At 55.7% G+C, this 24,614-nt stretch carries 31 protein-coding genes; 7 read left to right on the top strand and 24 right to left on the bottom strand.

Annotation, left to right across the window (positions count from 1 at the left end; genetic code table 11):
• The 17 genes from Yoon_RS01530 to fabF all read right to left on the bottom strand — a co-directional run bounded on the left by Yoon_RS01530 (nt 1) and on the right by fabF (nt 12,454).
• A complete protein-coding gene (locus Yoon_RS01530) occupies nt 1-432 on the bottom strand; it encodes a peptidase (RefSeq protein ID WP_238109525.1) in 432 nt (143 codons plus the stop codon).
• Nucleotides 429-1,310, bottom strand: coding sequence for a DUF2163 domain-containing protein (locus tag Yoon_RS01535; protein WP_238109527.1), 882 nt, complete (start codon nt 1,308-1,310; stop codon nt 429-431). Before Yoon_RS01535 ends, Yoon_RS01530 begins: the two co-directional genes overlap by 4 nt.
• Nucleotides 1,307-1,939: a DUF2460 domain-containing protein gene (locus tag Yoon_RS01540; protein WP_238109529.1), complete on the bottom strand. Its 633-nt coding sequence runs from the start codon at nt 1,937-1,939 to the stop codon at nt 1,307-1,309. The genes Yoon_RS01535 and Yoon_RS01540 overlap by 4 nt, the downstream gene beginning before the upstream one ends.
• A gap of 11 nt (nt 1,940-1,950) precedes the next feature.
• Complete coding sequence (locus Yoon_RS01545; RefSeq protein WP_238109530.1) at nt 1,951-2,610, bottom strand: phage tail tape measure protein; 660 nt, start codon at nt 2,608-2,610, stop codon at nt 1,951-1,953.
• The gene (locus Yoon_RS01550) at nt 2,603-2,806 is read right to left on the bottom strand and encodes a rcc01693 family protein (protein WP_238109531.1); all 204 of its coding nucleotides are present in this window, start codon (nt 2,804-2,806) and stop codon (nt 2,603-2,605) included. Before Yoon_RS01550 ends, Yoon_RS01545 begins: the two co-directional genes overlap by 8 nt.
• The gene (locus Yoon_RS01555) at nt 2,803-3,117 is read right to left on the bottom strand and encodes a gene transfer agent family protein (protein WP_238109532.1); all 315 of its coding nucleotides are present in this window, start codon (nt 3,115-3,117) and stop codon (nt 2,803-2,805) included. The genes Yoon_RS01550 and Yoon_RS01555 overlap by 4 nt, the downstream gene beginning before the upstream one ends.
• Nucleotides 3,117-3,533 carry a phage major tail protein, TP901-1 family gene (locus tag Yoon_RS01560; protein ID WP_238109533.1) on the bottom strand — a complete coding sequence of 139 codons (417 nt, stop codon included), beginning with the start codon at nt 3,531-3,533 and terminating at the stop codon, nt 3,117-3,119. Before Yoon_RS01560 ends, Yoon_RS01555 begins: the two co-directional genes overlap by 1 nt.
• Before the next feature lie 21 nt (nt 3,534-3,554).
• Nucleotides 3,555-3,968, bottom strand: coding sequence for a DUF3168 domain-containing protein (locus Yoon_RS01565; protein WP_113776406.1), 414 nt, complete (start codon nt 3,966-3,968; stop codon nt 3,555-3,557).
• Nucleotides 3,965-4,303 carry a phage head closure protein gene (locus tag Yoon_RS01570; protein ID WP_238109534.1) on the bottom strand — a complete coding sequence of 113 codons (339 nt, stop codon included), beginning with the start codon at nt 4,301-4,303 and terminating at the stop codon, nt 3,965-3,967. Before Yoon_RS01570 ends, Yoon_RS01565 begins: the two co-directional genes overlap by 4 nt.
• On the bottom strand, nt 4,300-4,893 hold the full coding sequence (locus Yoon_RS01575) for a head-tail connector protein (protein ID WP_238109535.1): 594 nt from the start codon (nt 4,891-4,893) through the stop codon (nt 4,300-4,302). The genes Yoon_RS01570 and Yoon_RS01575 overlap by 4 nt, the downstream gene beginning before the upstream one ends.
• Before the next feature lie 163 nt (nt 4,894-5,056).
• Complete coding sequence (locus tag Yoon_RS01580) at nt 5,057-6,238, bottom strand: phage major capsid protein (RefSeq protein WP_238109536.1); 1,182 nt, start codon at nt 6,236-6,238, stop codon at nt 5,057-5,059.
• Nucleotides 6,239-6,269: 31 nt separating this feature from the next.
• Entirely contained in the window at nt 6,270-6,800 is a 531-nt protein-coding gene (locus Yoon_RS01585; RefSeq protein ID WP_238109538.1) for an HK97 family phage prohead protease, read from the bottom strand.
• A 192-nt stretch (nt 6,801-6,992) separates the two neighbouring features.
• Nucleotides 6,993-8,174, bottom strand: coding sequence for a phage portal protein (locus Yoon_RS01590; RefSeq protein ID WP_238109543.1), 1,182 nt, complete (start codon nt 8,172-8,174; stop codon nt 6,993-6,995).
• A 91-nt stretch (nt 8,175-8,265) separates the two neighbouring features.
• On the bottom strand, nt 8,266-9,609 hold the full coding sequence (locus tag Yoon_RS01595; RefSeq protein WP_238109972.1) for a DNA-packaging protein: 1,344 nt from the start codon (nt 9,607-9,609) through the stop codon (nt 8,266-8,268).
• Entirely contained in the window at nt 9,557-9,883 is a 327-nt protein-coding gene (locus Yoon_RS01600; protein WP_238109544.1) for a hypothetical protein, read from the bottom strand. The genes Yoon_RS01595 and Yoon_RS01600 overlap by 53 nt, the downstream gene beginning before the upstream one ends.
• 151 nt (nt 9,884-10,034) lie before the next feature.
• Complete coding sequence (gene mltG, locus Yoon_RS01605; protein WP_238109546.1) at nt 10,035-11,192, bottom strand: endolytic transglycosylase MltG; 1,158 nt, start codon at nt 11,190-11,192, stop codon at nt 10,035-10,037.
• Nucleotides 11,192-12,454, bottom strand: a complete 1,263-nt coding sequence (fabF, locus tag Yoon_RS01610; RefSeq protein WP_238109548.1) for a beta-ketoacyl-ACP synthase II — start codon at nt 12,452-12,454, stop codon at nt 11,192-11,194. The genes mltG and fabF overlap by 1 nt, the downstream gene beginning before the upstream one ends.
• Before the next feature lie 164 nt (nt 12,455-12,618).
• Between fabF and Yoon_RS01615 the strand changes: the two genes are divergently transcribed.
• Entirely contained in the window at nt 12,619-13,224 is a 606-nt protein-coding gene (locus tag Yoon_RS01615) for a hypothetical protein (RefSeq protein WP_238109550.1), read from the top strand.
• Between the two features lie 85 nt (nt 13,225-13,309).
• Nucleotides 13,310-14,182 carry a PilZ domain-containing protein gene (locus Yoon_RS01620; protein ID WP_238109552.1) on the top strand — a complete coding sequence of 291 codons (873 nt, stop codon included), beginning with the start codon at nt 13,310-13,312 and terminating at the stop codon, nt 14,180-14,182.
• 17 nt (nt 14,183-14,199) lie between these two features.
• On the opposite strand, the gene Yoon_RS01625 is transcribed toward Yoon_RS01620, so the two are convergent.
• From Yoon_RS01625 to fabD, 3 genes are all read right to left on the bottom strand, one after another.
• On the bottom strand, nt 14,200-14,433 hold the full coding sequence (locus tag Yoon_RS01625; protein ID WP_045996352.1) for an acyl carrier protein: 234 nt from the start codon (nt 14,431-14,433) through the stop codon (nt 14,200-14,202).
• Nucleotides 14,434-14,625: 192 nt separating this feature from the next.
• Nucleotides 14,626-15,363: a 3-oxoacyl-[acyl-carrier-protein] reductase gene (gene fabG, locus Yoon_RS01630; RefSeq protein ID WP_238109554.1), complete on the bottom strand. Its 738-nt coding sequence runs from the start codon at nt 15,361-15,363 to the stop codon at nt 14,626-14,628.
• A gap of 10 nt (nt 15,364-15,373) precedes the next feature.
• The gene (fabD, locus tag Yoon_RS01635) at nt 15,374-16,312 is read right to left on the bottom strand and encodes an ACP S-malonyltransferase (protein ID WP_238109555.1); all 939 of its coding nucleotides are present in this window, start codon (nt 16,310-16,312) and stop codon (nt 15,374-15,376) included.
• Nucleotides 16,313-16,530: 218 nt separating this feature from the next.
• On the opposite strand from fabD, the gene Yoon_RS01640 reads away from it, so the two are divergent.
• Entirely contained in the window at nt 16,531-17,670 is a 1,140-nt protein-coding gene (locus Yoon_RS01640) for a cytochrome b/b6 domain-containing protein (RefSeq protein ID WP_370642072.1), read from the top strand.
• A 62-nt stretch (nt 17,671-17,732) separates the two neighbouring features.
• Here the strand turns inward: Yoon_RS01640 and Yoon_RS01645 are convergent, their stop codons facing one another.
• Nucleotides 17,733-18,308 carry a YceI family protein gene (locus Yoon_RS01645; protein ID WP_238109559.1) on the bottom strand — a complete coding sequence of 192 codons (576 nt, stop codon included), beginning with the start codon at nt 18,306-18,308 and terminating at the stop codon, nt 17,733-17,735.
• Between the two features lie 110 nt (nt 18,309-18,418).
• Entirely contained in the window at nt 18,419-18,952 is a 534-nt protein-coding gene (locus tag Yoon_RS01650) for a hypothetical protein (RefSeq protein WP_238109563.1), read from the bottom strand.
• A 309-nt stretch (nt 18,953-19,261) separates the two neighbouring features.
• Between Yoon_RS01650 and rpsF the strand changes: the two genes are divergently transcribed.
• The 4 genes from rpsF to Yoon_RS01670 all read left to right on the top strand — a co-directional run bounded on the left by rpsF (nt 19,262) and on the right by Yoon_RS01670 (nt 22,597).
• Complete coding sequence (gene rpsF, locus Yoon_RS01655) at nt 19,262-19,615, top strand: 30S ribosomal protein S6 (protein ID WP_238109564.1); 354 nt, start codon at nt 19,262-19,264, stop codon at nt 19,613-19,615.
• 26 nt (nt 19,616-19,641) lie between these two features.
• Nucleotides 19,642-19,869, top strand: a complete 228-nt coding sequence (rpsR, locus tag Yoon_RS01660) for a 30S ribosomal protein S18 (RefSeq protein ID WP_045996359.1) — start codon at nt 19,642-19,644, stop codon at nt 19,867-19,869.
• Nucleotides 19,870-19,881: 12 nt separating this feature from the next.
• Nucleotides 19,882-20,493, top strand: coding sequence for a 50S ribosomal protein L9 (rplI, locus tag Yoon_RS01665; protein WP_238109565.1), 612 nt, complete (start codon nt 19,882-19,884; stop codon nt 20,491-20,493).
• A 145-nt stretch (nt 20,494-20,638) separates the two neighbouring features.
• A complete protein-coding gene (locus tag Yoon_RS01670; protein WP_238109566.1) occupies nt 20,639-22,597 on the top strand; it encodes a bifunctional 2',3'-cyclic-nucleotide 2'-phosphodiesterase/3'-nucleotidase in 1,959 nt (652 codons plus the stop codon).
• Between the two features lie 58 nt (nt 22,598-22,655).
• Here the strand turns inward: Yoon_RS01670 and Yoon_RS01675 are convergent, their stop codons facing one another.
• On the bottom strand, nt 22,656-23,132 hold the full coding sequence (locus Yoon_RS01675) for a hypothetical protein (RefSeq protein WP_238109568.1): 477 nt from the start codon (nt 23,130-23,132) through the stop codon (nt 22,656-22,658).
• Between the two features lie 138 nt (nt 23,133-23,270).
• Complete coding sequence (gene tig, locus Yoon_RS01680) at nt 23,271-24,602, bottom strand: trigger factor (protein ID WP_238109578.1); 1,332 nt, start codon at nt 24,600-24,602, stop codon at nt 23,271-23,273.
• Nucleotides 24,603-24,614 lie beyond the last annotated feature (12 nt).

Raw genomic sequence — 24,614 nt, forward strand, 5'->3', positions numbered from 1 at the left:
TTATCCTTTTGAAATCTCGAAACGCGCAGCGATGCGCCTGCGCCACGGGGTCGACAGTGGACTTTCGACCACACCGTGACCCGCATATGAATGGATGAAAGAAGGGGTTGCACCTGCCCGGCTGAGAATACCGATATGTTTGGCCACCGCACCCGTGCGCATGCGAAACAGCAACACCTGACCCGGCGCCAAATCCGTGCCCGTTACTGCGTGCATGTGGCGCAGTGCGGCAGCATGCAGGACCTCATCGCCTTGGGGTTCAGACCAATCGGCAGTATAGTTGGGCACGTGTTCAGGTTCTTGCCCGTAAAGCTCGCGCCAGACCCCACGCAACAGCCCAAGACAGTCACAGCCAACGCCCTTAACCGAGGCCTGATGGAGATAGGGCGTGCCAATCCACGCCCGCGCGGCAGTGACGATCGCCACAGTCATCGGAACAGGCTTCCGCCAGAATTGGACCCATCGCTGCGCGGCACGCTCAGCAACCAATCACTGCCCGGAATATCGGGAAAGCCTTGAAAATTAACAAAGTTGCTGAATTTCTCGCGGCAGGTTTCTGCGCGCCTATCACAACCGGCAATCAAACGAAGACTGTCACCTGCCACGATAGGCGCTTTGATCGATTCCCATAAAGTAATTTCGCGGAGGTCGCCGATGACCGCGTCAGATTTAATAACGCCGCGCAGGCTTTCGGCTGCGCCGGACAAGACAATCAACTGCCCCTGCTCAAACCACCGGTCGTTGAACGCGGGAACATCAGACAGCGTAAAGACCTGCCCGCCCGTATCACCGGCAAGAACGACATCTGTCGTAAATGTCGGGTCGCTCACATCAACGCCGCACCGCCCATCGCCAAGCAACGCACTACAGGTTTTCAAATACGACCGCCCCTGCGGTTGGTTCAGCGCCTCGGTCAAGCCGCGCAATTCCGCCTGAAAGCCGCCGCTCGCACGGGTGATTTCACCGATGGTGCCATAGAACCGGACCTTGCGCGCGCTTGGGTCATCCCATTGCACCAGCCAGGTCGTCACCTCTGCCCCATCATAGCGGCCTGCATTGATATCGACCTCGGTGATCGCATCGGCGGAGAGCACCCCAATGGCTTCGGTGTTATTGACCGACAGCCCCGTAGTGCTGGCAAGCGCGCGTGCGCTCAACCCAGATTCAGGCGTGAAATCAACGCCATCAAATTGAATGGATTGGTCATGGTCGGTAAATCCAAGCGTCACCCCGTCGCTGCGTGTCACCGCCCAGCAATAGCAAAGATGCGTGGCCTTGGTGTCGAGATGTGTCTGTAAAGCTGTGGTCATACCCGCACCTCTACAACTGGTACATTCGGGATTTCGCCCGCCTGAAAATGCGACACAGATGTTTTGATCGCATCCGTATCAAAGCGCACCGGCACATCAAATTCATATCCTGCCGTCACATCTGCACCGATGTCTGGCGGGTGGGTGAACGTCAGTACCCCGGTATCGTGATCAATCGCGTAATCTGCCCCCTCAAGCTGAAGCACGCCGCCAATCGCCACGCGCACCGACCCCGGCACGGGCTTCGCAATCGGCCGCAGATATGTCGTGTCGCCCGAACGGTAGGTTTTGGTGATTTGGAACACGTCCGTGACCTCATCCCCTATCCCAATCAACTGGTCCTCTGCATCTGTGTCCGCCGAAGGGGTGCAAGATTTAAAGTCGCTCCAATCCTTCCAGCGAAATCCAATGAGCTGCCCTTGGCGGGCCTCAAAGAACGCGATGAGCGTTTCAATATCGTCAAGTGACCGTAGCCCCATGCCTGCGTCATAACGACGACGTGCATGCGCCCACGGCGTGTTACGTTCTTCAAACCCGTTCGCAAGCGTAACAATATCCGTGCGTCGTTCGGGACCACCGACGGATCCAAGGCTCAGCGAGGCTGGAAAGCGAATGTCGTGAAATGCCATTGTTGATGCTCCTACCTGTTACGTTGGCTGCGGCCCAAGGCGCGCGCCACCTGCGAGGCAACCTGCCCGTTTGATCGCTGAAAACTTTGCGCATCCGGGGTTGTAATGTTCATATTGACGGTCACGGCGCTGCCCCCTTGGGTACGCACGCCCAACCGCCCATCTGCGCCCCGCGACAACGGCATGATGGCTTCGGGGCCTGCTTCGCCCATCAATCCGGTGCCCCCACGCATGGGAAAGGCAACAGGGCTGCTCACCACCCCGCCTTTGGCAAAGGGCATCACGCGGCCTTGCGAAAACGGTGCACCATCTGCATAGGGCATCATGCTGGATACGGCGGCGTTGATCCCGTCGGACAGCATCCCACCAAAGTGGTTCATCACGGGGTTCACCGCCGCCGAATAGGCCGTGTTGACCATCGATTGCGCCAAGCCACCCAGTACGTCAGATAGTTTCGCGCCATCCAGTACCAGCCCATCAAAGGCGCGCCGCAACCCGCCCGAAAACCCGCGCTCTAGATTTCCCAAATCGCGGGTGGTTTCAGCCAAGGATCCTTGCACGCCGCGCAATTGACTATCAAAGGCGGCGGTCACTTGCGCCGCGTCGCCGATGCTTTGTTCAAGCGCGGTGACATTGCTGTCGAGCTGGTCAATCTTATCTACATCATCCATTTTCATTCTCCTTAAGCGCATCCGGGAACCGCGCTTCGAGCTCTGCAAGCCGGCTGCGCGCCATTGGGGTCGATATTTGGGCCAGCCCCAACATCACTTGCAGCTCTAGCGGGGTAAGCCCCCAAAACTGCGCGGGGGTCAGACGCAGCCCGTGCAGACCCGCCTGCATCAGCCCGCGCCAATCCAACCAGATCATGCGGGCGGCGCGAAGGCCCGCGCGAGCAATGTGGCAGCCAATTGCGCGGCCCCGACCGGGCCACCCGCAATTTCAGCCGACATCAGATCATCCGCCGTGCCTTGCCAGCCGCCACCGCGCAAGCCAGCCACAACCACCGCCATCACATCGCGGCTTGAAAATGCGCCACCTTCAAAACGGCGGATCAAATCGATCAATGACCCTTCGCCAAGGCCCCCCTCCAACTCGGCCAATGCGCCAAGTGTCAGCTTGCAGACATAAGACACATCATCGATGCGCACTTCTGCCTCTCCCGTCCAAGGGTTCGCCATTAGATCAACGCCGTAAAGGTCAGCGCACCCGCAGAGGCCAGCGATAGCTCGTAAGTCGCTTCGCCATTATGCGACCCGGCATATTCGATTGACGTGATTTGAAACGGGCCTTCGACGGTGCCAAAATCAGGGATGATCACCTGAAAATCTGGAGTTTCACCGTCAAAGAAAATCTGGCGCGCACGTTCATCGGTCGCTTCATCCTTGAACACGCCTGAACCCGAGATTGACGCGGTTTTTACACCTGCCCCACCCAGAATTTCGCGCCAGCCACCTGTGCTTTCTAGACTGGTGACATCAACCGTTTCCGCATTGAAACTAATCCGCGTGGCCCGCAGCCCCGCAGCCGTTTCAAACAAGCCACCGCCCGTCATGTCGATCTTGACCAACAGGTCTTTTCCGTTTTGCGCTACCATTGCTGATACTCCGTTATGAAATTAAGCGTCATCCGCGACACGCGCGCGGAAAATCAAATTGATCTGGCGGACATCACCCGTGCCAACGCGGGCGGCCTTTGCCTTGTAGAAATTCAGCGACACCAGCGCGCCGCGTGTCAGGGTCAAATCCGCATCCACCAATGCATCTGACACGGCGGCAGCAGCGGTCTTCGCCGTTGAAAACCCAGCCGTTTCCGTCACCACAGTGACCGTGAATTCATGCAAAGCCCCGCCACCCGTCTTATCGGATGCATCGCGCACGTCTTCTGATCCAAGCACCACGTAAAGCGCAGGCAATGTACCGCTGGGCAGCGCATCATAAATCGCCGTGCCAACAAGCGCCGTCAGGTCCGGATCAGCCGTCAACTGCCCGTAAACAGCCGTTTGAAGTGCCGAAGCAACGCCATAGCTCATGATGCTGTCTCCTCGGTTGCGTGACAGGTCAGAAACCGCGCATCGGTGTCTTTTTCAGCCACGGCAGTAATGTTGAAAATGCGGGTGCCATTACGAAACCGCTGCCCCGCGATTGGGCGCGATGGCGCGCCTTCAGGGGCCGCGCGCACCGTAATCCGGTAAGGCACACGCGACACCGTCGCCGCAAAAGCCGCCGTTTCACGCCCGGACCCCGCTTTGAGTTCTGCCCAGAGCGTGCCTAGCGGTTCCCACTGACGAATATAGCCGCCCGCGCCATCGCTGATCTGCTGCGGCGCCTCAAGCACCAGCGCGCGGGTCAATTGCGGCATTCTCATAGCGGGCCACCCATGAACAGGCGGACGGTCCGGTATTGTTCAATCAGCGCGCTCACGCCAAATGGCATCGACGGGGTGCCATGGGTCACATCATGGCGGTATTCATAGTAATGCGCAGCAAGCATCAGCACGGCCTGCGCCAAATCGGCAGGCAGATCAGACCATTCTGGCCCGTAACCCGCCAGCAGCCCAATGCGGACACGGCCATTGGTTGGGATCGCGGGCAGGCTTGTGCCACTGGCCTTAAGGCTGGGCCGCTGCATATCAGGTTCAAGATACCAACTATCGGCGGCGGTCTCAGCGCCTTCCAACGTAATCAACGCCACCTCAGAAATGGCGCTGACCGGGGCCACGGGCAGCGGTTGCCGCCGTGCATCGCGCCAGCCGGTCAGGGTCCAGCTGAAACTGCGCTCAATCAAGATTTTCCCGGTGCGGGCTTCGATCGCGGCCATTGCGGCGCGCAGATAGCTTTCCAGCACCCCATCCTGAAGCCCATCATCCGAGAAACCCGAACCAAGGCGCATATGGTCTTTGAATTGTGCGACCGGCAGCGCCAATTGCGGCACGGTGGTCTCTTCGACTAACATCATGGATTTACTCCGAAAATATCTGATCTTGCGACCGTTGTGATCAAATCCCCCGGACGCGCGACCCCCTCGCATCACTCGGACGGAAGCAAGCAGCTAGACAATGCGAGATTGCCTATGCGTCCGGGGACCAAGGGCGCGGACGCCCTTGGCTTTCACGCCAGTTTTAGCTGGTCGCGAACTTCAACAGTTTGATCGCGCCAAAGTCGCTCACGGCACCGCCAACGCGCTTGGTGGCGTAAAAAAGCACATGCGGTTTGGCAGAGAACGGATCGCGCAGCACGCGCAGATCAGGGCGTTCGGCAACGGTGTAGCCTGCGCCAAAATCACCAAAGGCAATCGCCATCGCATCTGCCGCGATGTCGGGCATGTCTTCGGCAATCAGCACAGGATAGCCCATCAGACGTGCAGGCTCGCCCGCAGCCAGACCATCAGACCACAAGAAACGGCCGTCGTTATCTTTGAGCTTGCGGATAGTGCCTGCTGTCTTGGAATTCATCACAAATGTGCCGTTGGCGCGGTATTCCGCACCCAGCGCATAGACCAGATCAACAATCGCATCGCCGCCATCAATACCGCCAGCAGTGCCAGTGGGCACATAGCCTATGTTGCCCCAGGCCCAGACGTCATTGTCGACAGTTGGATAGGTCAGAACACCCATCGGTTTGTCCACGCCGTCGCCATCGATAAAGGCACCCGCTTCGGAACGTGCGAATTTATCGGCAATACGCCCGGCCAGCCAACCTTCGATGTCAAATGCACTATCATCCAGCAGACGCTGTGATGCTTTGGGCAACGCTGATAATTCGTGCAGCGGGATTGTGATCCGGTCGATCTGCGGTGTGTCGGTTTCAACGGTTGATCCGGCTTCGGTCGCCCAGCCTGCGCCCATTTCCGTGTGATCCACCAGCACGTCATATGATGTTGCGTCCACGCTGACCACATTGGCCACAGCGCGGATTGATGCAGTCGATGACAGCGTCCCTTTGATCGTCTCCGAGGTTTGCGGATCTACCAAGTAACCGCCATCCGCAGCCACGGATGTGTTCAGCGATTTGCCGTCTAGCTCCAGTCCGCGCAGCGCATCATCATCACCTGAACGCAGATAAGCGGCAAAGGCCTTTTGATGCGGTGCATCTTGTACCGCCGTGTTTGCCAATGCGGCACGTGATGTCATCATCGTTTTACGATCCAGCTTGTTCATCCGGTCATCCTGTTTTTGAAGTTTGGCATTAATGCCGTGGGAAAAGTCTTTGAATTCATTCATGAACCCGGAAATTGCCGCGTTCAGTTCTTGCGCCGGAGACACGTCTTCTCCGACCCGAGAATGGCTCTCAGTTTTGCTCATCACTCTGTCCTTTGATCGTGATCTGGGCGGGTTAGTCCCGCGCCATAAGACGGCGGGCATCGTCAAATGCCTGCGCCAAACCGCGCATCGTAGCAGCAGCAGGGTCATCACCCTTGGCCGCAACACGCGCATCGTGCAGCATGGGGAATGTCACCAATGACACCTCCCACAACTCTAGCTGAGACAAAAGGCGTCCACCTTTGTCGTTCTTTTGGGACTTCACCGTGCGGTAGCCGATGGACAAGCCATCAATCGCCCCCGCCGTCACAAGCGACGCGGCTTCGCGCCCTTTGGCGACATCGGTGAGCAATCGGCCTTTGACCCAAAGCCCGTTGTCGTCTTCGCGGACCTCGTCCCAAACCCCAATCGGCTGGGCCGGATCATGCTGCCAGAGCATTTTGATCTGGCGGCCTTGCGCCAGCGACCCGGCATAGGCCCCCGGCAGAACCGTATCACCGCCCTGATCCGCCTGCCCAAATAGTGACGCGTAACCACTGATCACCGATCCATCGGTCACGGTAACATCCGCGCCCACGGTACAAAATTTATGTTCCAAACTCATAGCGTTCTCCCGCTGAGTGCTTTTACGATCTCAAAAACCAACAGCCCAAAGCAGCTGCATACGATCAACCAAATTTGCCATTCCAGACGGGTGATCATTGTTTCAATACGCCCAAGCCGCAGATCCACCTGCGCAAACCAAAAATCTGATACGGGCGGGCTGTTGTGCGGCTGGCCCTTTAGGTCGACAACATTATGATCCATCGCCGACCTCAAGCGCAGGCAATCCCAAAAGCGCGCGTTTCTCGGCATCGGTCAAAAACGCCGCCTCGCCCACACGGCGCCACTGCGCGTCACGCTCAACCGACAGCGCTGGGATTTGATCTAAATCCGGGCGTAGTTCAAACTGTTCGCCTGTGAAATCAGTCAGCCAATCGGCAATTGTACTGGTCACACGCGTCACCAAGGGCAACACGGTCAACCGGTAAAACGCCCGGTTCGATTCTTGGTAATTTGCATAGGTCGCATCGCCCGGAATTCCCAGCAGCATCGGCGGCACACCAAACGCAATCGCAATTTCACGCGCAGCAGCCTCTTTGGTTTTCTGGAATTCCATGTCGGATGGCGAAAACCCCATCGGCTTCCAATCCAAGCCCCCTTCAAGCAACATCGGACGGCCCGCATTGCGCGCGCCTTGGTGCTGGGTTTCCATTTCAACCAGCAACCGGTCATATTGATCTGCCGACAGTGACGCTTGGCCATCCGCACCGCGATACACAATCGCACCAGACGGGCGGGCCGCATTATCAAGCAATGCCTTGGACCAACGCGACGCGGCATTGTGCACATCCACCGCGTTGGCCGCCGCCTGCAACGCAGATAGACCGTAATGATCATCTTGCGGGTGAAAGCTTTTGAGGTGGCAAATCGGGCCCTGCCCGTCAGCCATCGCAAAGCGATGCTTGCGCCCGTTGACCGCATATTCATAACCCACCGGCCAGCCATCAGCGCCCGGCACAATCGACATTCGATCAGAACGCAACACATGCAGTTCAAGCGGCAGACCTTCGTCGCCCACGGCCTCAAGATAGCCATTGCCGGTCAGCAAAAGCTGCCCCACTGCGGCCTCGAACAATTCCGCACGCCCCTGCGCCCCATTTGGGCGGTTCAGCAGTGTTAGGACCGGGTGTGTGTCATAACGGCGCTCTGCGTCTTGCAAGACCAGCGGAATGGCCGCCGCGGCCTCTGCGATCATTTTGACCGCGCGAAATCCAATTGGATTATTGGTAAACCCGGTGCGGGTGAGCGAGACAGCGTCACGCGGGCTCCATGCCACACGCCCCGCACCCGACATCGCCATGACACGGCCAGTTGCCGACGCTTTCGCTTCGGGAACTGTGTCATCTGACGTGGTGCGGTTAAAGAATTCGAACATCCAAATCTCCTTGGTGCAATCGTTGAAAACAATTTGCGCTGAATTGATTGTGAAATTGGTAGGGGCGCGTACGCACCCCTACGCAACGGGGTCAAAGCCCACGTATAGTGGGGTTTCGCCATTTTTGGGCTGGTTCCACCATCAGGTCATATAGCGCCCAAACGAGCGCATCGACCCGGTCAGGCGACCCGCGCCCGGCGAATCCTTGGGTGGTCATCTGGCACATCTGATCTTCAAGCTGCGCCAACCCGCGCAGGTGGTGCACGCGGCCCTGTTCATAAAGTGCCGCAATAGGTTCGGCCCTTGCGACCTTGCCCTTAGACGCATGCACCGACCGATACGACACTAGCGGGTCAACCTGCCGGATCACCGCTTCAACCATATCGCCACCTTGGTTCACCTCAGCCACAAGGCGATCCGCGCCGAAACGATCCATCGCATCAATCGCCGCGCGGGCCCAATCTGTTGGCCGCGCCGCTGACATTGACAGATCGGCAAGAACATAGGCCCGCCAATCCTGCGGCGGACCATCTGTCACGACACCCGCCACGACGATCCCGCATTCATCCGATCCCTTATGCGACGTCCCCGGCGGATCAATCGCCACCACAACGCGGGTACATGTCGGATGTTGATCCACCTGTCGCCCCGCAAGTTGATCCGCCCGCCAAAGCGCGCCTTCGACATCTTCCAGCAGCGCACCGTCGATTTCTTGGCGCCCCAATGCGGTGCCCGCATAACGCGCTTCGATCTCGGCGATAAAGCTTTGCGCAAGGTTCGCGCGATTGGCTTGGGTGGGCGCATGGGTTTGCACCGTGGATTCTAGCGCCAGTAAATCGCGCAGCGCGGCCGTGCGGCGCGGTGTTGTGGTCACGCAGGCTTGCGGGTGATCCCCTAGGCGTAACCCAAACTGCAACATATCCCATGTGTCGCCCGCTTTGCGCCATTTCGCCAATTCATCGGCCCAAACGGCATCAAACTGCGGACCGCGCAAGGATTCAGGTTCATGCGCCGAAAACAACTGTGCCTGCGCGCCATTGGGCCACACCAACAATCGCCGGGTGGCGACCCAATCGGGGCGGCGGTCCGGCGGGCAGACCGCCATGATACCGCTTTCGCCAAACACCATGACCTCACGCGCCTGATCCATGGTTTCCGCGACAATCGCCAGACGGCGCGCGCGGCCGGGGACCGTTGGGCGCGGCCCTTCGACCATGCTGCGGACCCATTCAGCGCCTGCACGGGTTTTACCTGCCCCGCGCCCGCCCAAAATCACCCAAGTGCGCCAATCACCACTAGGCGGCAATTGATGCGGCAAGGCCCAAAACGCAAACATATAGGGCAGCGCTGCGACCTGCGCCTCGGTCAGCCCATCGATAAACTCAATCTGCGTCAAGCGTGGCGCGGATGCGATCAAGCTGGCCCCCGATGTCATCGCGCAAGGCGTCATAATCGATGGTGGCGTCAGGTTGGCTGGCTTGTTGTTGGGCATGAAACGCCTCCTCTGCCGCGAGCACCTTGAGGTGCGCGGATTGTAAATCACTGAGCTTGGTCACAATGGCTTTGGGGGGGGTGGCGGTCGCGGTTTCAATTTCCGCAATCATTTGCCGCAGTAGATTTCGGACTGATAAATACAACTCTGCAATCTCGGCCACGCGGGCCGAGGCGGTATCAAGGGCATCCTGCCCCTGATCGTCTAAATTGTTCATGATGGTTTTGCCTAAGTTAGGCTTCCGTGTCACCGAGAGGTGCGTGCACCTTCTAGCAAGATGACTATAGGCATGCAAAGCCCCATAAGTCAATCAGCCGAAGGTGCTAAGACGCACCCTCGACTGATAAATAGTTAACCTTTACAAGGCTTTAATTGTCCGCGCCCTGCTCTGCCTCGATTTCGCGCCAGCGCGCAACATTGCTGTTATGTTCGTCCAATGTCGTCGCAAATGCGTGCCCGCCGGTACCATCCGCCACAAAGAAAATGAACGGCGTGCTATCGGGGTTGAGCGCCGCTTCAATACTGGCGCGGCCCGGGTTGGCAATTGGGGTCGGCGGCAAGGCGGGGATCACATAAGTGTTCCAAGGCGTCTCGCCCCGCAGTTCGCTTTGCCGCAGACCACGGCCCAAGATGCCTTCGCCCTGCGTGATCCCATAAATCACGGTCGGGTCTGTTTGCAGTTTCATGCCTTGATTTAGACGGTTGATAAAGACACTGGCAACCTGCCGGCGTTCTGCGGCAACACCTGTTTCTTTTTCAACAATACTTGCCAAGATCAACGCTTCTTCAGGCGAGGCTAATGGCAGCCCTTCCGCACGTTCCGCCCAAGCCGTCGCGAGAATTTCGGTCTGGCGCTCAGTCATCTGCGCGACGATTTCAGATGCGCGCATCTCTGTGACGATTGGATAGCTGCCGGGGGCAAGCGACCCTTCGGCGGGCGCTTCGCGCACGTCAGCGGTCAAAACATCAATCGCGCTCAGTTCATTCACAATTTGCCAACTGGTCACACCCTCGGCAACGACAACACTAAATTCGGTTCCGGTCGCGTCGCGCGCTTCAACGTATTGCGCGGGCGTTTCTACCTCATCTGGATTAAAGCTAACGAGATCAACAAAACTACTCGTTTCAGGATCGAGTTCACGCACCTGAATTTGCATCCGGTTGATACCAATGCGGTAAACGATGCCCACCCCACATGTATTGGCCCCGCCACGCGTGACAATATCGACAATTTCTTCCATTGGTGCGGCTTCTGGCACCAAGAAACGGCCTGCCTTCAGCAAACCTGCTTTATCCGAATAATCCGCACCCGTTTCAAAGATAAATGTGGATGAAATCGCATCGCGTTCTGACAATTCGCGTGCAACACGCGACATGTTGGATCCGCTACTGACCTCAAAACAGATTGGCTGCACCAATGGGCCGGGTGCCGTATATTGCGTCACACCCCAGCCGATCCCACCGACCAAAAGAAACAGGCCGACGATGATCAGCGTCATAAAGTTAGACGCAATATGGCGCCACATTAGCTGACCTTTCCGAACACAACACTGGCATTCGTGCCGCCAAATCCGAACGAGTTCGACAAAGCAATGTCAATTTTCCGTTCGCGTTTTGAATTGGCACAAAGGTCAACCGCCGTTTCAACCGCCGGATTGTCCAAATTGATCGTTGGCGGGGCCACTTGATCCCGGATCGCAAGAATCGAGAAAATAGCCTCAATCGCGCCCGCAGCGCCCAAAAGGTGCCCGGTAGCGGATTTTGTCGAAGACATGGTTAGCTTTGCTGCGGCCTCTGGCCCCACAAGCCGCTCAACAGCGCCCAATTCAATGGTGTCGGCCATTGTCGACGTGCCGTGCGCGTTGACGTAGTCGATTTGTGCAGGGTCAATCCCCGCATTGCGACAAGCCGCGCGCATCGCACGCTCTGCACCTTCGTGGTCGGGTGGCGGGGCTGTGATGTGATGCGCGTCGCCGCTCAGCCCGTAACCCAGCACTTCGGCATAGATATGCGCACCACGCGCCACGGCGTGTTCGTATTCTTCAAGAACGACCATCCCGGCACCCTCGCCCATGACAAACCCATCGCGGTCTTCGTCCCACGGGCGGCTGGCATTTTGTGGATCATCATTATGCTTTGTGCTCAGTGCCTTACAGGCGTTAAAACCCGCCATACCGATTTCACAAATCGCGGCCTCTGCACCACCAGCAACCATCACATCCGCATCACCATGCTGGATCAGACGTGACGCATCACCAATCGCGTGCGCACCCGTTGAACAAGCCGTCACAACAGCGTGGTTTGGACCGCGGAACCCGTATTTTATCGACACCTGACCCGAAATCAGGTTGATCAGCGCACCGGGCACAAAGAACGGCGACACGCGACGTGGGCCTTTTTCCGCCATCATCACGGCGGTATTAGCGATTGAGTTCAACCCGCCAATCCCAGAGCCCATCATCACGCCTGTACGCTCTTGACCTTCACGGTCTTCGGGCATCCAGCCTGAATCCTCGATCGCCTGCTGCGCGGCGGCCATCCCGAACAGAATAAAGGTATCAACTTTCCGCTGTTCCTTTGGTTCCATGTATTTATCGGCATTAAACGTGCCATCTGTGCCATCGCCCAGCGGCACTTCGCAGGCGTATTGGGTGGTCAATTTACTGGGATCGAACCCCGTAATTGTTCCCGCACCTGATTGGCCCGCAAGGATACGTTCCCATGATTTTTCGACACCATCTGCTAGGGGTGTGACCAACCCCAGCCCTGTAACTACGACGCGACGCATATTATTCTGCCCTCACCTGATTGGCGTATTTGGTGCAGTGATAACCCAGCCAGTCGTGCAGGGGCAAGAGCATGCGCGGAATCAAGCGGTGACGCGCCAGATGTTCACGTCAAGTTAACGAAGTCCGACATAGAATTGCTGGGTTTCCAAGCGGTGAACGTGAAATGAACGCATTTTTTCATCGGTGGATGCTTGCATCCGTCTTGATCTGGGCTGCTTTTGCGGCCCACGCTAACTGCGGTGTGATCGATACGCTTGATAAACTACACAGCGTCGAAACACGGCTGATGCGAAATCCGAATTCGCCGCTTTATAGTTCTGAGATTCGGTATTTGTCCAACCAAGCACGTCAACTCAGTGGGGCATCAGTGACAGATGGGCTACAAGCGGGCCCATCGACAGACAAAGGTGCCGCGTTTCTTTATTTTATCTACTACGCCAAAAAGCTCGCGCTTGAAGTCAGCATTGACGAACCCGCCACCGCGACACGCATTCTGCAACACCCTGCAGTCAGTGCAAACCATACCAGCGTTGGCGTCTATTTGGGCGACATGCGGTGTTCGGCAGCCGAAATTGCAGGTGCCGCCCCCTTCCCAATTGTTACCTCTGATCAAATTGACATCGAATTTCTTGTCGCGCGTTCCGTCGTCACATCCGTATTCACGCTGCGCCACATCTTAATCGCAATCGCTCTGTCAGCTGCCCTTTTAGTTTGGCTACAGTTCCGAAATCCGCATAGGGCTGCCAACCCGCGCTCAAACCGCTCATGAACGTGCGAAATACGCCGCCGTTTTGCTTTAACCTTTATTAACGCTCTATCGCTTAACCTCATTAAATCCAGCATTGGAAGTTTTAATGGTTCGCGGTTTTCGCATATTTATTCGTGTCATTGCGCCTGTGTGGTGCGTACAGCCCGCCTACGCGAATTGCGAGGTGATTGCGCTACTCGACATGATGCACAGTGTTGAGCACCGGATATCTCAGGCCGAAAACGACACGAATTTGGGAGTAGAAATCCAGTTTTTGTCGCGTGGCATAGCCCGCACATCGACCTATGATATGCTGGCAATCGTTGGGCCGCAAAACGCCGCCGCCTTTGAGGGGTTTCTTGATCAAACGCAGGAATTTCTGCACGTTTTTGAACGGCAAAGCCTGCCCACCGCTATGACTTTTCTCAAATCACGCAACGCCATTCGTCAATTAAATGATATTGCCAATCGCTTGCCCGAATTGCGCTGCGCCCCGCCTCAACAGATATTACAAGGGCCGCCCAGCGACGACGATGGCACAAACCTATCAGGTGTGCCTCTCAACTTCACGCTCTCGCGCGATCGGGTCTTGCTCGCTGTTTTGGGGCTGATCGCATTTATGATTGCAACGTTCTTTGCGATGCGATGGCAGGCGCGCAATCAACGGCGTACGAAGCGGTACCGCATCCACTATCAGACCCAATATCAGGTGAACGATGGCAAACATTTCGGTGTTTTACTTGATATTAGCGGCGCTGGCATAAAGCTACAGCACGATCCATCGCAACCGCCCATGCTAGGGACAAAAATCATAGTGGATATTGGAGATCAACGGGTCAGTGGCACCATCCAATGGACCAATCCGAACTTTAGCGGCATTCTTCTGAGCCCGCCAATGCACGCGCGTCAGGTGAACAAATTCGTCCGCACGCAGCAAAGCGCAAAAACGAAAACGGCGCCCCAAAGGGACGCCGTTTAACGCAAACAACAGTTAAGTTACTGTGCGCCGTTGATGAATTTTACCGCGTCACCAAAGGTTTGGATCGTTTCGGCTGCATCATCAGGGATTTCGATCCCGAATTCTTCTTCAAAAGCCATAACCAGCTCAACCGTATCAAGGCTGTCTGCGCCAAGATCGTCGATGAAAGACGCTGTTTCTGTTACTTTATCTTCTTCAACACCAAGATGCTCTACTACGATCTTGCGTACGCGGTCTGCAACGTCGCTCATGTCAAATTCCTCATGTCTTTCTGGGCTTATGCCCGTTCTAATTTGGGCTGACGCCCGACTTATACTTTCCCCTTACGGGGTTTCACCGATCTGCGCCACAAACATCCGACGTGACGTCACATGCGCTTTTCGGCAAATCTGGGTGGCCTATAGCAGAGAATTCCGCTTTCGCAAACGGTTTCATACCCGCCCCTAGAGCATGGCCATCCCGCCGTTCACATGCAAGGTTGTCCCGGTCACATAAGCGGCTTCTTGGCTAGAAAGATACAAAACCGCCGCTGCGATCTCGTCTGCGTCGCCCATCCGGCCCGCGGGCACCTGTGTCAGAATGCCCGTTTTTTGATCATCTGTCAGCTTATCGGTCATCGCTGTGGTAATAAAACCGGGTGCCACGCAGTTCACGGTGATCCCGCGGCTCGCGACCTCATAGGCGATTGACTTCGACATGCCGACAACACCCGCTTTTGACGCGGCATAATTGGCCTGCCCCGGGTTCCCTGTCGCGCCGACAACGGATGAGATGTTCACAATGCGCCCCCAGCGAGATTTCATCATACCACGGATCACGCCTTTGCACAGACGCATAGTCGACGTCAGGTTCACATCAAGCACAGAAGACCATTCGTCGTCCGACATCCGCATAAAGATGTTGTCGCGGGTGATTCCTGCATTGTTGACCAAAATATCAACGGATCCCATCGCGTCCGCCGCCTGTTTGGGCAGGGCTGTCACGGCTTCTGCATCGCTCAGGTTACAGGGCAGTACATGGGCGCGCGCGCCTAGTTCTGCAGCCAAGGCTTCAAGCGGGGCAACCCGCGTGCCAGACAAAGCAACGGTTGCGCCAGCCGCATGCAATGTTTTTGCAATTGCGCCACCGATACCACCTGAAGCCCCTGTGATCAGGACATTCTTTCCGTTCAAATCAAACATTTCTTTTCCTTCACGCAGTCATTGCAGCGACCGCAGCGGTCACATTTTCGGGCGTCCCAACCGCTGTCGCCGTCAGGCTTCTGTCAACACGTTTCACCATGCCACACAGCGCTTTACCAGCACCAATTTCAAAGATTTCTGTGACACCCTGCGCAGCCATATAGCCCACGCTTTCGCGCCAACGCACAGAGCCGGTAACCTGATCCACCAAAAGCGCCCGAATTGAATCAGGATCAGTCGCACTGCTTGCGATCACATTGGCGACCAATGGCACAGCCGGGGCATTGATTGTTACGTCCGCCAATGCCTGCGCCATTTTTTCCGCGGCTGGTGCCATCAATGCACAGTGGAATGGCGCGCTCACCGGGAGCAAAAGCGCGCGCTTCGCGCCCTTTTCTTTGGCCAATACAGTCGCACGTTCAACAGCAGCCTTATGGCCAGATACCACTACCTGCCCCGGATCGTTATCGTTGGCGGCCTGACAAACTTCGCCTTGGGACGCTTCTGCGGCGATTGCGGCAACTGCATCAAAATCCAACCCAAGGATCGCCGCCATCGCGCCAACCCCCACAGGCACCGCCTCTTGCATGGCTGTGCCGCGCAAGCGCAACAGGCGCGCCGTATCCGCCACCGAAAAAGCCCCAGCGGCAGCAAGCGCTGAATATTCACCCAATGAATGCCCTGCGACGAATTGCGCGGCTGTGATCTCAACACCTTCGGCTTCAAGCGCACGCATGGCCGCCAGTGACGTTGCCATCAGTGCGGGCTGCGCATTTGCAGTCAGGGTCAAATCAGCGATATCGCCTTCCCAGATCATCCCCGACAGGTTTTCGCCCAAGGCATCGTCGACCTCGTCGAAAATCGCTTTCGCGGCCGGATAGGCATCGGCTAATGCCTTCCCCATCCCGATTGTCTGTGCCCCTTGGCCCGGAAATACGAATGCGCGCATGAGACCTCTCCATAATTCATTCCCATTGGCGGGTAGGCTTACCCTGCGGCGCGCGGACGCACAAGCAACCCGTCACATGATAGCAGATGCACATGGGATCATGCGTAGGCACACAGAATCCGCAGTTTGCGCGAATCTTTCTCCCTGCTAGCCTTCCCGGAACTACATTGAAGGGGGTTACGATGGCGGCAACAAATTCGCACAACGCTTATGGAGCTGTGAGCAAAGTCTTTCATTGGATAACCGCCTTGCTGATCATCACGGTGATCCCCCTTGGGCTGATTGCGGATCGGCTGGCGCTTGATGCATCATTAAAGGTGCCGCTGTTTTCCGCGCATAAGACGCTCGGCATCCTCATATTTATCGTGGCGCTATGCCGTATTCTTTGGGCGTTGACCCAAAAGAAACCCGGTGACCTGCACCCCGAACGGCGGGTGGAAACATCGATCGCGCATATCGTGCATTGGATGCTGTATATCGCTTTGGTAGTGATGCCCCTGTCTGGCTGGCTGCACCATGCGGCGACCACTGGATTCGCGCCTATTTGGCTGCCCATTGGCCAAGACTTACCCTTTATTCCAAAGGACGAATCTCTTGCCGAAGTGTTTGCCGGGCTGCATTGGGTCTGGAGCAAAGTCTTGGTGCTCTCGATCCTCTTGCATGTCGCAGGCGCGCTAAAACATCAGATCATCGACAAAGATGTCACCCTAAAACGGATGTGGTTCGGCAATGTCCAATTGCCTGACACGGGTGCCCCAGATCCGCAGCGCGCCGCCCCTTTCATCGCGGTTGCAATTTATCTGCTTGGCGCAGGTGGGGCTGCGATGGGCGGGCTTATGTCGCACGAGAGCCACAGCAATGGCGAGGCCCTGACAGAGGTCGCGTCAGAATGGGTCGTGACACAGGGCACGCTTGGGATCGGTATCACGCAGCTTGGCAATCCAGTTCAGGGACAATTTGACGAGTGGACCGCCGCGATTCAGTTCGATGAAAGCGCGACCGGCACGCTCGGCACAGTGACGACAACAATTGCGATTGGCTCGCTCAATCTGGGGTCGGTCAGCGGCCAAGCCATGGGTGCTGATTTCTTTGATGCCGATGTGTTCCCGACAGCGACATTTGATGCGGACATCACCGCTGATGGTCCAACATATTTGGCGACCGGCACCTTGACGATCAAAGACATCACCCTTCCCGTCAGCATGCCCTTTGCGTTGGACCTGCAGGGGGACACTGCGGAAATGGCTGGATCGCTGGCGCTTGATCGGCGTGACTTTGCGATTGGTCAAAGCATGGCGGACGAAAGCAATCTTGGCTTTGATGTCGCGGTCACAATCATGCTGACTGCGACACGCTAGACAAAAAGAAACCCGCGCCCTGAAAACAGGACGCGGGTTACATGGGTACAAAAAGGCGGGGTTTATTCCGCTTTCATTGCCTCGATAGAGAGCGTGACAGACACTTCGTCACTGACGTGCGGTGCAAAGGCACCAACACCAAAGTCTGAACGCAGCAATGTCGTTGTCGCGTCAAACCCGGCCCATGCTTTATTGGCCATCGGGTGTGTACCCACTTGGTTCAACGTCGCGTCAAGGACGACGGATTTTGTCACATCATTTAATGTCAGATCACCTATGATCAGGGCAGTGTTGTCACCAGTAACTTCGATACCTGTTGAGGTAAATGTCACCATTTCATCATCTGCAGCATCGAAAAAATCACCCGCCATGAAGTGATCAAAGCGGGCTTCCCAGCCCGTCAACATGCTGCGCACAGGAAATGAAACGTTGACGCTGGATGCAGCGGGGTCTTCTTGGTCAAAAGCGATCTCGCCTTCGAAACCCGAAAACATGCCCATCCCGGTCGAATAGCCAAGGTGATTATAGGTAAACACGATCTGGCTATGACTTGCGTCCAGAACATAGGTTTCAGGGGCGGCCAGTGCAGGTGCCGCAGCGGCCATAAGTAACGCAGTCGCGCAAAGAAGGTTTTTCATTGGTGGCTCCAGTTGAAGGTTTGATACCCACACAACTGACGGCGAATTGCCGCACAAAGCAATCCGGCAATTCTGAACAAATTGTGTTCAGCAATACACGCAAGCTATCCCTACGCAGCTACACCTGCGCCAACCATTAGGTCATGGGCCAACCTGTCACGCAGCGGGATAAGCTGCGCCTCGAGCCCTTCAGCCACGCTAACCTGTTTATCAGTATCGCGATATTGCAGTACCAAAAGCGACATTGGGTCAAGCCCATCAATGATATGCACGCCGCCAATTGTATCAAACCCGTAGGCCCCGACTGTGGTCGGCTTGCCTGCGCGGTTGCTGATCACCTGACGGATTTCACCAACGCTCGTGTCAACGTGAATCTCCGTTTGCGATCCACGGCTCGCGAACCACAGCAAATAAAATGCCGCTGCGGCAAATAGGACCGCGGCGACGATACGCATAACACCCACGCCCTCGCCTGAGAACAAAATAGGCGCCCCAACAATACTGACGGCGGCAATCATAAAGCATGCGCCGAAAAAATACGAAAACGACTGCGCCATCACGAGACCCATGGCTGGCGCGCGGCCAGATTGAATTTGATAGCCCCAAAACGTGTCTTCAACTGAAAATTGCGGTGATTTTGTCATTTGTCTCTGCCCGTCTTTGCGTTTTCTCACGAAGATAGCCGCGGTGACGCGACGTGAATACTGTTTTCACAAAATAAATAGAAAGTGATCAGGGCAAAAAAGCGGCCATCGCATGGCAGAACAGCAAAAATCCAAAAACAGACGGCAGCCCAAGAAAAACAGGGATATGCGGCTTGCATCATGGGCCCACCCCTGTATAAGGCCGCAACCTTTCTGTGGATATTGAACTGCGCAGTCTCTCGTGGATGGGGTGCAGAAAGGGTCACTGCCCCATACTTTGAAATGCGCTGATAAATGAATGGAGAACGCATGCCGCTATACGAGCATGTCATGATTGCGCGTCAGGATCTTTCCAACTCGCAAGCAGAAGCCCTTATCGAACACTTCGGTTCTGTTCTTGCTGACAACGACGGCAAGTTGCTGGAAAACGAATATTGGGGCGTCAAAACGATGGCCTATAAGATCAACAAAAACCGCAAGGGTCACTACGCCCTGCTGCGCACCGATGCGCCGGTTGCTGCGATCCAAGAAATGGAACGCCTGATGCGTCTGCATGATGATGTCATGCGTGTGCTGACAATCAAAGTCGACGCACATGAAGAAGGCCCATCTGTTCAGATGCAGAAACGCGAAGAACGTGGCGAACGCCGCGAGCGCCGCTAATCAGATCTTAGATAAGGACCACAATCATGGCTACTAAACCATTTTTCCGTCGTCGTAAGTCCGATCCGTTTGAAGGCGAAAACGCGCCAAAGATCGACTACAAAGACACTCGCCTTTTGCAGCGCTACATCTCTGAGCGCGGCAAAATCGTTCCAGCCCGTATCACAGCTGTTGGCGCCAAGAACCAGCGTAAGCTCGCCCAGGCGATCAAACGCGCGCGTTTCCTTGCCCTGCTGCCATACGCAGTAAAGTAAGGACACCGACACATGGATATCATTCTACTGGAGCGCGTGGCCAAACTGGGTCAGATGGGCGAAGTTGTTTCTGTTAAAGAAGGCTACGCACGTAACTTTTTGCTGCCACAAGGCAAAGCGCTGCGCGTAAACGCGGCCAACCTTGCGCGTTTCGAAGCTGAAAAAGCACAGCTTGAAACACGCAACCTTGAAAGCAAAAAAGAAGCAGAAGCGCTGGCTGAAAAGCTGGACGGCGAAACCTTCATCATCATTCGCTCTGCGTCTGATGCGGGTGCGCTTTACGGCTCTGTCACAACACGTGACGCTGCCGAAGTTGCAACTGAAGCTGGCTTTACTGTCGACAAGAAACAAGTCGTTCTGTCTGCAACAATCAAATACCTGGGGCTGCACGACGTCACCGTCAACCTGCACCCAGAAGTTGCTGCAACGATTTCACTGAACGTTGCACGTTCTGCCGAAGAAGCCGAGCTGCAAGCAGCCGGTAAATCTATCGCAGAACTGGCCGCCGAAGAAGAAGCAGCTGCTGAATTTGAAATTCAGGAACTGTTCGACGATATCGGTTCAGCCGCTGACGAATTCGGCGACGACGAAGAAGCACCAGCAGCAAGCGAAGACGACGCATAAGTCATCCCCGCTAATTTGCATTGAATTGGGCCGCTCCAGAAATGGGGCGGCCTTTTTCGTTTTGGCCGCCGCAGTATACACCCTTGTTACGAATCCTCTGCAGATGTCTACTGATCATACATCTAGAAATCCGGGGGATTATCTTATGACACTTCGTCTTAATCGTCGTCACTTTCTCGCAGGCTCTGCAGGGCTGATCGCGATGCATCCGTTTTCAGTCAATGCGGCCACGGGCCAAGCCCACTTGCGCTTGATGGAAACGACCGACCTGCATGTGCATGTTTTTCCATATGATTATTATGCCGATAAGGCTGTTGATACTGTCGGTCTCGCGCGGACCGCATCCATCATCGCAGGCGTGCGTGCAGAATCGACGAACTCACTCTTGCTCGACAACGGTGATTTCTTGCAAGGGAACCCGATGGGCGATTACATCGCCTATGAACGTGGCATGGCCGAAGGCGACATGCATCCGGTGATCACAGCAATGAACACATTGGGCTATGACGCGTCCACCTTGGGCAACCATGAATTCAACTACGGCGTACCCTTCTTGATGAAATCTGTCGCAGGCGCCGCCTTCCCCGTTGTTTCGGCCAACGTGGTCAAAGAAATGGGCGCAACCCCGACCGCCGACACAACATTGCTGCCCCCCTACACCATTCTGGAACGCACCTTGACCGATGGCACAGGCACGGCGCATCCGATTAAAATCGGGTTGATCGGGTTTGTACCGCCGCAAATCATGAACTGGGACCGTAAGCACCTTGAGGGCAACGTACAGGCCCGTGATATCGTCGCCACCGCCCGCGCCTATGTGCCCCAAATGAAAGAACAAGGGGCCGATATCATTGTCGCGCTTTGCCATTCAGGCATTGGTGCAGCGGACGAGACCGACGGGATGGAAAATGCAGCCATTCCATTGGCCGGCATCGACGGAATTGACGCGATCCTGACCGGGCATAGCCACCTTGTGTTCCCTTCATCCAATTATGATGATTGGGCGGGTGTCGATGTGGCAGCAGGCACCATCAACGGCAAACCCGGCGTCATGGGCGGGTTCTGGGGCAGCCATATGGGGCTAGTTGATCTCTTGTTAGAGCGCGACGGAAACGGTTGGCGTGTGCTTTCCCATACATCCGAGGCGCGGCCCATTTCGCGCCGCGAAGAAGACCGCAGCATCACCCCGCTTGCCGAAGATTTCACCCCCGTGATGGCGTCAATCCAAGACATCCACGACGAAACCCTCGCTTATGTGCGCACAGCCGTTGGCAAAACCGATGCGGCCCTGCACAGCTATTTTGCGTTGGTCGCGGATGATCCATCGGTGCAAATCGTTTCCAATGCGCAAACATGGTACATCAGCGAACAAATAGTCGGGACAGTTTACGAAGGGCTTCCCATTTTGTCTGCGGCAGCCCCATTCAAAGCAGGCGGTCGCGGTGGTCCAGAATATTTTACAGACGTCCCAGTCGGCGACGTAGCGATCAAGAACGTGGCAGACCTATATCTGTATCCAAATACAGTGCGCGCTGTGAAAATCCCTGGGGCGCAGGTGAAACTGTGGTTGGAACGCTCTGCGGGCATGTTCAATCAGATCACGCCGGGATCATCTGATGCGATCCTGCTAAACCCTGACTTCCCCAGCTACAACTTTGATGTGATGGATGGGGTCACATATGAAATTGATCTGTCGCAACCAGCGATGTTCGACCGCGAAGGTGTAGTGATCAATGCCGACACCAACCGGATTGTGAACCTTTCCTTCAATGGCGCCCCGATCGATCCGGCACAAGATTTCATCGTGGCAACGAACAACTACCGGGCCTCTGGTGGCGGTCATTTTCCCGGTGCAGACGGGTCAACGGTCGTGTTCGAAGGACCAGACACCAACCGCGATGTTATCGTGCGGTACATCGTCGACCAAGGCACCGTCAGCCCACGCGCCGATGCAAACTGGTCGTTTATGGCAATGCCCGCCACGACAGTCATGTTTGAATCTGGTCCTGCTGGCGAACAATACGCGGATAGTGTTGCGGGTATGGATATTAGCCCCGTAGGCAATAGCGACACAGGTTTCGCCCTGTTCCGCATCGCACTTTAAACAAAAAAGGCCCGGCGTCCATCACGGGTGCCGGGCCTTTCTATTCTATGCGACAGCCTTAGCGGTTATATGTTTCCATCGACAGACGCGCATTGCAGTATTCGCCGTCATAGGTGCCCGCCCAAATATCGATACGCCCGTCGACAGGGCGCGTCAAAACGATACGCGGGTCAAGGTTACCGTTGTCGTCATCGTCGTAATACCAGCCGCCAGTAGATGTGTTGATCAACAGGGCAGAATCGCATTCGCTGACCATGCTGATGACCAATTGATACCTAGCCATGCCTGAAACCTGGAATGAGAAATCAGGCCCGGTGGTAAAATACCCAGCACCAGTATCCGTTGCCGGGCGCACGTTCGAACAGTTCCAGATATAGTTTTCACCACCTGCAACCACGTCAAAAGTACGCTCTTGGTACATTTGCTTTCCTGTGGCTTGATAGGAGGCTGCAGGTGGCGCGTTATAATCTGGGCAGGCCATTGCCGCCCCAGACAGACAAAATGTTACAGCAGCGGCCAAAATAGAAGCTTTCATCAAAATCTCCAAGAAATAGCTATCTTTGCAGCCAGTAAAAACCCAACCAGCTCACGGTATCGTTACATTATTCTATCGAGCAGTCAAAAAAAAGACGCCCCAAAAGGGCGCCTTTTCGTAAACAGTTTGTTCTGAAATTTACTCTTCTTCGAGCTTCTCAACAGCGGCCTGCAAATCATCTTTGCTGACTTCTTTGTCTGTCACAGCGGCCTTTTCAAAGATGTGATCAACGACCTTATCTTCAAACATTGGCGCTTGAAGCTGCTGACGGAACTGCGCGTTTTGCTGCACGAACTCAAAGAACTGACGTTCTTGACCCGGGTATTGGCGGGCTTGGTTCATGATCGCTTGGGTCATTTCCTGATCTGTCACCTGAACTTCGGCCTTTTGACCGATATCAGCCAACAACAGGCCCAGTTTTACGCGGCGCTCTGCCAGTTTCTTGTGCTCGTCAGTGGCTTCGATCTCAGGGTGATCGTGGCCTTCGACCTCAGGGTTTTCTTCGTGCCACAACTGATGCGCAATTTGGTTTGCTTCGGCAGTGACCAGCGATTCCGGCAAGTCGAATGAAACAGCCGTATCCAAAGCATCCAGCAACGCGCGTTTTGCAACAGCACGTGACGCGCCAGTGTATTCTGCTTCGAGACGCTCTGTGATTTGAGTTTTCAAACCATCAAGATCTTCGGCACCAAATTTCTTCGCCAGCTCATCATCCAACTCAGGCGCTTTTGGCGCTTTCACTTCTTTGATGGTGCAGCTGAAGACAGCTTTCTTGCCCGCAAGATTTTCCGCTTGGTAATCTTCTGGGAAGGTCACTTCGATGTCTTTTTCTTCGCCAGCTTTGACCTTTAGCAGGCCGTCTTCGAAGCCGGGGATGAAAGAGTTGGAACCGATCACCAGCGGGTAATCTTCGGCTGCGCCACCTTCAAAGGCTTCGCCGTCAACTTTACCCACGAAATCAAGAACGACTTGGTCGTCTTTTTTCGCTTGGGTTTTCTTTGGCTCGTAAGAAACAGCCTGTGGAGACGCCGCAAGGTTGTCCAAGGCTTCTTTAATCGAATCTTCATCCGCTTTGACGACCATGCGCTCTAGCTTGATAGATGCAAAATCTGTGTCGGCAATGTCAGGCAGTTTTTCGTAGGAAACGTCAACAGCAACATCATCGCCTTCTTTCCAATCCGCATCAGCCATTTTCATTTCTGGCTGCGCCGCGGGACGGTCACCTGTTTCTTCAAGGTGCTTGCTCATCGCGCCGTCGATGGATTCTTGCATCGCTTCGCCCATGATACGCTGACCATACTGCTTGCGCAGAAGTGCCATAGGTACCTTGCCCTTACGAAAACCCTTCATTTCAACGGTTGGCTGCGCTTCTTTCAGCTTTTCTTCAACCTTCGCGTCGAGTTCAGCCGCCGTAACGGTGATCGCATAGCCGCGCTTGAGGCCTTCGTTCAGGGTCTCAGTGACGTTCATGTGCTGTCCTTC

The sequence above is a fragment of the Yoonia sp. I 8.24 genome (genome assembly GCF_022096995.1).
Taxonomy (GTDB): Bacteria; Pseudomonadota; Alphaproteobacteria; order Rhodobacterales; family Rhodobacteraceae; genus Yoonia.